1 pseudogene is annotated in these 6990 nt (G+C 66.5%); it reads left to right on the forward strand.

Features of this window, described 5'->3' with window-relative positions:
- Positions 1-345: 345 nt before the first annotated feature.
- Positions 346-6910 (forward strand): annotated as a pseudogene (locus ACVWZM_RS22010) (amino acid adenylation domain-containing protein); the annotation flags it as partial.
- Between the last annotated feature and the right edge of the window lie 80 nt (positions 6911-6990).

Below are 6990 nucleotides of genomic sequence, written 5' to 3' on the forward strand. Positions count from 1 at the left end.
TTGCGACGTTTGACGTTTTGCGCTCTGGATGGGGGCTTTCGGTGCCGCTTTGATGCCAGTCGCATGATCCCGATCGGATCAACCACATGGTGCAAAATTTGATTTGCGCTCTGATGGTCGATACCGAGCAGCCGGTTGGGCGGATTGAGCTGCTGTCGACCGCTGAGCGCACGCATCTTTTGGAGGAGTTGAACCGGACCGGGTGCCTTATCCTTCGAACAAGTGCATTCAAGAGCTGTTCGAGGTCGAAGTGAGGAAAGCGCCCAGTGATACTTCTATTACTTTGCTCGAACGAGAATTTGAGCGTGACGAGCTTCAGAAGCTGCTCTCGCTGGGTGCGTAGAAATGACCGATATCGTTAGGGGCAGTTTGGAGGAGCTGGATGTAGAAGGCTTGAGCAAGCTTCTAGTCCTCGCCAAGGAGAGAAACCGAAGTAGCAGCCGAAAAGCTACGTTGATACGAAAGGTTGGGCGCCAAACCGCGCTAGCGCCATCGTTTGCGCAGCAGCGGCTGTGGTTTTTGACGCAGCTGGATCAGGGCGGCACGACCTATCACATTCGGCTGGCGTGGCGGCTCAAGGGTGGGCTCGACCGCAGCGCCTGGCAGCGCAGCCTGGACCGTTTGTTTGCGCGGCATGAGGCGCTGCGCAGCGTCTTTGTCACCTCGGAGGGCAAGCCCCGGGTCGAGCTTCTGCCGGAGGAGGCGGGGCTGCCGGTCGTGGAGCACGATCTGCGGGGCAGGCTGGATGCGGACGCCGCGCTGTCGCAGCTGTGCCAGCAGGAAGCGCGCACGCCGTTCGATCTGGCGCGGGGCCCGCTGATCCGCGGCCGGCTGATCCGGCTGTCGGACGAGGTGCGCGTGTTCCTGCTGACCCAGCACCACATCGTCTCGGACGGCTGGTCGCTGGGCGTGCTGGTGGGCGAGCTCACTCAGCTTTACCGGGCATTCGTGGCCGGAGACGACGATCCGCTGCCGCCGCTTGCGCTGCAGTATCCGGACTATGCCGCCTGGCAGCGGCAGTGGCTGTCGGGCGCGCGGCTGCAGCGCCAGGCGCAGTATTGGCGCAGCCATCTGTCCGGCGCGCCGGCCTGTCTGGCGCTGCCGACGGACCGGCCGCGGCCGGCGCAGCAGTCGTTTGCGGGGGCGACGGTCCCGATCGTCATCGATGCGGATCTGACGCGGGCGCTGAAGCGGCTGAGCCGGCAGCATGGCACGACATTGTTCATGACGGTGCTGGCAGCCTGGGCGGCGGTGCTGTCGCGTCTGTCGGGGCAGGACGATCTTGTGATCGGCGTGCCGAGCGCCAATCGGGGCCGTCGCGAGATCGAAGGGCTGATCGGCTTCTTCGTCAACACCCTGGCGCTCCGGCTGGACCTGTCGGGCGAGCCGAGCGTGTCGGAGCTGTTGGAGCGGACGCGGCGCACGGCCCTGGGAGCGCAGGAGCACCAGGACCTGCCGTTCGAGCAGGTGGTGGAGATCGTGCAGCCGCCGCGGTCGCTGGATCACACGCCGTTGTTCCAGGTGATGCTGGCCTGGGAGAACAATGCGGTTGGGTCATTGGACCTGCCGGGGCTGAGTGTGGAGGCGGCCGGGGACGGGTACGACCAGATCAAGTTCGATCTGGAGCTGAGCCTTGGCGAGCAGGGTGAGGTGATCGCCGGGACGCTGGGCTATGCCACGGCGCTGTTTGATCAGGCGACGATCGAGCGGCAGCGGGATTATCTGCTGGCGCTGCTGCGGGCGATGGTTGCCGATGCGCAGCAAGAGGTCCACCGGATTGAGCTGCTGCCGACCGCCGAGCGCACCTATCTGCTGGAGGAGCTGAACCGGACGGCGGCGCCGTATCCTGCGGACAAGTGCATCCACCAGCTGTTCGAGGCGCAGGTGCACAAGGCGCCGGATGCGGTGGCGCTGGTGTGCGGGGCCGAGCGCGTGAGCTATGGCGCGCTCAACGCGCAGGCCAACCGGCTGGCGCATCATCTGATCGCCCTCGGGGTCGGGCCGGACCAGCCGGTGGCGATCTGCGCTGCGCGCAGTCCGCTGATGGTGGTGGGGCTTTTGGCGATCCTGAAGGCCGGCGGGGCGTATATGCCGCTGGACCCGGCCTATCCGTCGGCGCGGCTGCGCCAGGTGCTCGCGGATGCGGCGCCGCGGCTGCTGCTGGCCGACGCGGCCGGCCGCGCCGCGCTGGGCGATGTGGGCGCCGATGTGACGGTAGTCGATCTGGCGGCGGCGACACCGGAATGGGCAAATCTGCCGGCGTCGGATCCGGACCCGCGCGTGCTCGGCCTGACCTCCCGCAATCTCGCCTACGTGATCTACACCTCGGGATCCACGGGCACGCCCAAAGGGGCACAGAATGAACATCGGGCTATCGTTAACCGCCTGATCTGGATGCAGAACACCTATGGTCTGAAGGCAACAGACGTCGTGTTGCAGAAGACGCCATTTAGCTTCGATGTCTCGGCCTGGGAGTTCTTTTGGACTTTGCTTGAAGGAGCAACGCTGGTACTGGCGCCGCCCGGTGCGCACAGAGATCCCGATGCATTGGTCGACTTGATCGTAAGCCAGCGCATCACGACGGTTCACTTCGTGCCATCCATGCTGGTCAGCTTTTTGGATGCAGAAGAGTGTTGACCGCTGCACATCGCTACGGCGCGTTTTATGCAGCGGCGAGGCGTTTCCTGCCGCCAGTGTGCATAGGGTTCGGCGCGTATTGCCCTGGACGGCCCTGCACAATCTCTACGGTCCGACTGAGGCCGCGATCGACGTTACATCCTGGAGCTGCCCGGCTGAGTTTGATGAGGCCATCGTCCCGATTGGCCGTCCGATTGCGAACACGCGGATCTATCTGCTGGATGATCATGGCGGGCTGGTGCCGTTCGGGGCGGTGGGGGAGCTCTGCATTGGCGGGGCGGGGGTGGCGCGCGGCTATCTGAACCGCCCTGAGCTGACGGCGGAGCGGTTCATCGCCAGCCCCTTTGTCGAGGGCGACCGGCTGTACAAGACCGGCGACCTGGCACGCTATCTGCCGGACGGCAATCTGGAGTTTTTGGGGCGCAACGACGAGCAGGTGAAGATCCGCGGCTTCCGGATCGAGCCGGGCGAGATCGCGGCGCGGCTTTGCGAGCACGCCTGGGTGCGCGAGGCGGTGGTGGTGGCGCGCGAGGATGGCCGCGGCGACAAGCACCTTGTCGGCTATGTGGTGTGTGCGCCTGAGGCAGCTTCGAACGGACAGGATGGCGGCGAGCTGGCCGGTACCTTGCGCGCACATTTAGGTGCGCGGCTGCCGGACTACATGGTGCCGGGTGCGTTCGTGCGGCTGGCGGCGCTGCCGCTGACGGTGAACGGCAAGCTCGACCGCAACGCGCTGCCGGCGCCGGACGACGAGGCGTATGCGCATCGCGCCTATGAGCCGCCGCAGGGCGAGATCGAGACCGCGCTGGCCACGATCTGGGCCGAGCTGCTCGGTGTCGAGCGCATCGGGCGCCACGACCACTTCTTCGAACTGGGCGGGCACTCGCTGCTGGCGGTGCAGCTGATCGAGCGTTTGCGGCGGCGGTCGCTGGGCATTGAGGTGCGCACCCTGTTCGCCAAGCCGGTGCTGGCAGATCTGGCCGCAAGCCTGGGCCGTCATCACGAGGTGGCGGTCCCGGCCAACCTGATCACCGAACGGAGTGCGGCGATCACGCCACAGATGCTGCCGCTGATCGAGCTGACGCAGGACGAGATCGAGCGGATCGTCGCCACGGTGCCCGGCGGGGTTGGCAACATCCAGGACATTTACGGCCTGTCGCCGCTGCAGGACGGCATCCTGTTCCATCATCTGCTGGCGGCAAAGGGCGATCCGTACCTATTGGTGTCGCAGATGGCGTTTGCCGAGCGTGGGCTGCTCGAGCGCTATCTTGCCGCGGTGCAGCGGGTGGTGGATCGGCACGACATCCTGCGCACGTCGTTTGTCTGGGAGGGGCTGTCGCGGCCGGCCCAGGTGGTGTGGCGGAAGGCGCAACTGGAGGTGACCGAGGTCGAGCTGGATGGCGCTCATGGCGCTGGCACCGCGCAGCTTAAGGATCGGTTTGATCCGCGCCGGCACCGCATCGAGCTCGGCCGGGCGCCACTGCTGCGGTTTGTGATTGCGCGCGAGCCCGGCAGCGCGCGCTGGCTGCTGCTGGAGCTGCAGCATCATCTGATCGGGGATCACACCACGCTGGACGTGATGCATGCCGAGGTCCGGGCTGAGCTGGAGGGGCGGGCGCATGAGCTGCCGGCGCCGCAGCCGTTCCGCAATCTGGTGGCGCAGGCGCATCTCGGCGGTGATGCCGAGGCGGACGAAGCGTTCTTCCGGGAGCTGCTGGCCGACATCGACGAGCCGACCACGCCGTTCGGCTTGAGCGAGGTGCGCGGCGACGGCGGCGGGGTTCGTGAGGCGCATCGGATGCTGCCGCCGGCGCTCCATGCGCGGCTGCGGGACCAGGCGCGGCGGCTGGGCGTGAGTCTGGCGAGCCTGTGCCATCTGGCGTGGGGGCAGGTGGTGGCGCGCAGCAGCGGCCGCGAGCAGGTGGTGTTCGGCACGGTGCTGTTCGGCCGCCTGCAGGGCAACGCCGGCGCCGACCGCGCCATGGGGCTGTTCATCAACACGCTGCCGCTGCGGCTTGATCTTGACGGGACCGCGGTCGAGGCGAGCGTGCGGACCACGCATGCCCGGCTGGCCGAGCTCTTGGCCCATGAGCATGCCTCGCTGGCGCTGGCGCAGCGCTGCAGCGGCGTTGCGGCGCCGGCGCCGCTGTTCAGCGCGCTGTTGAACTACCGCCACAACACCGCGGCGGTCGCCACCGCAATCGATGACAGTCTGGTGGGCGTGGAATGGCTGGGCGGGGAGGAGCGCACCAATTATCCGCTGACCTTGTCGGTGGAGGATTTTGGCGAGGCGCTCGGGCTGACGGCGCAGGTGGCGGAAGGGGTCTGTGCGGATCGGGTCTGCGGCTACATGCAGCGGGCGCTGGAGCAGCTGGCAGAGGCGCTGGAGCGGGCGCCGGACACGCCGGTGCGCGAGCTGGACATCCTGCCGGCTGCGGAGCGCACCTATCTGCTGGAGGAGCTGAACCGGACGGCGGCGCCGTATCCTGCGGACAAGTGCATCCACCAGCTGTTCGAGGCGCAGGTGCACGAGGCGCCGGATGCGGTGGCGCTGGTGTGCGGGGCCGAGCGCGTGAGCTATGGCGCGCTCAACGCGCAGGCCAACCGGCTGGCGCATCATCTGATCGCCCTCGGGGTCGGGCCGGACCAGCCGGTGGCGATCTGCGCTGCGCGCAGTCCGCTGATGGTGGTGGGGCTTTTGGCGATCCTGAAGGCCGGCGGGGCGTATGTGCCGCTGGACCCGGCCTATCCGTCGGCGCGGCTGCGCCAGGTGCTCGCGGATGCGGCGCCGCGGCTGCTGCTGGCCGATGCGGCCGGCCGCGCCGCCTTGGGCGATGTGGGCGTCGATGCGAGCGTGGTGGAGCTCGCTGCGGCGGCACCGGCGTGGGCCAGCCTGCCGGCGTCGGATCCGGACCCGCGCGCGCTCGGCCTCACCTCCCGCCATCTCGCCTACGTGATCTACACCTCGGGATCCACCGGTACGCCCAAGGGCGTCATGGTCGAGCATGCTCAGATTGTTCGTTTGTTCGAGGCGACGCAGGAATGGTATGGTTTCACTGAACAGGACGTATGGTGCCTGTTCCATTCCTTCTCGTTCGACTTCTCAGTGTGGGAGTTGTGGGGCGCACTGCGTTATGGCGGTCGTTTGATTCTTGTGCCGAGCGACACCGCTCGCTCTGCTCCTGACTTCGATGATCTCATCTGCAAGTCCGGCGTTACAGTTCTGAATCAGACCCCTTCGGCTTTTAAAGCTCTTGTGGATCTGGAGCGTCAGAGCGGTGCTCGACACCGCCTTCGCTACGTTATTTTTGGTGGAGAGGCTCTGGAGCCATCGATTCTGAAGCCATGGTATGCAAGGCATTCAGATCGCGCACCACAACTGATCAACATGTACGGTATTACGGAAACGACCGTGCATGTCACCTATCGGTCTCTTGATCAGTCTGACACTACCGATTCGGGCAGTCAGATCGGAAGGCGCATTCCCGATCTTCGGATCTATCTGCTGGATGGTCATGGCGGGCTGGTGCCGTTCGGGGCGGTGGGGGAGCTCTGCATTGGCGGGGCGGGGGTGGCGCGCGGCTATCTGAACCGCCCTGAGCTGACGGCGGAGCGGTTCATCGCCAGCCCCTTTGTCGAGGGCGACCGGCTGTACAAGACCGGCGACCTGGCACGCTATCTGCCGGACGGCAATCTGGAGTTTTTGGGGCGCAACGACGAGCAGGTGAAGATCCGCGGCTACCGGATCGAGCCGGGCGAGATCGCGGCGCGGCTTTGCGAGCACGCCTGGGTGCGCGAGGCGGTGGTGGTGGCGCGCGAGGATGGCCGCGGCGACAAGCACCTTGTCGGCTATGTGGTGTGTGCGCCTGAGGCAGCTTCGAACGGACAGGATGGCGGCGAGCTGGCCGGCGCCTTGCGCGCGCACTTGAGTGCGCGGCTGCCGGACTACATGGTGCCGGGTGCGTTCGTGCGGCTGGCGGCGCTGCCGCTGACGGTGAACGGCAAGCTCGACCGCAACGCGCTGCCGGCGCCGGACGACGAGGCGTATGCGCATCGCGCCTATGAGCCGCCGCAGGGCGAGATCGAGACCGCGCTGGCCACGATCTGGGCCGAGCTGCTCGGTGTCGAGCGCATCGGACGGCACGACCACTTCTTCGAACTGGGCGGGCACTCGCTGTTGGCGGTACAGCTGATGAGCCGGCTGTCGCAGGCGCTGGGTGTCGAGCTGCCGCTGACGACGGTCTTCGCAAAACCAATACTGGCTGACCTCGCTCGCGAAACTTCTATTGCTTTGCTCGAACGAGAATTTGAGCGTGACGAGCTTCAGAAGCTGCTCTCGCTGGGTGCGTAGAA

The organism is Bradyrhizobium sp. USDA 4501 (assembly GCF_054062115.1).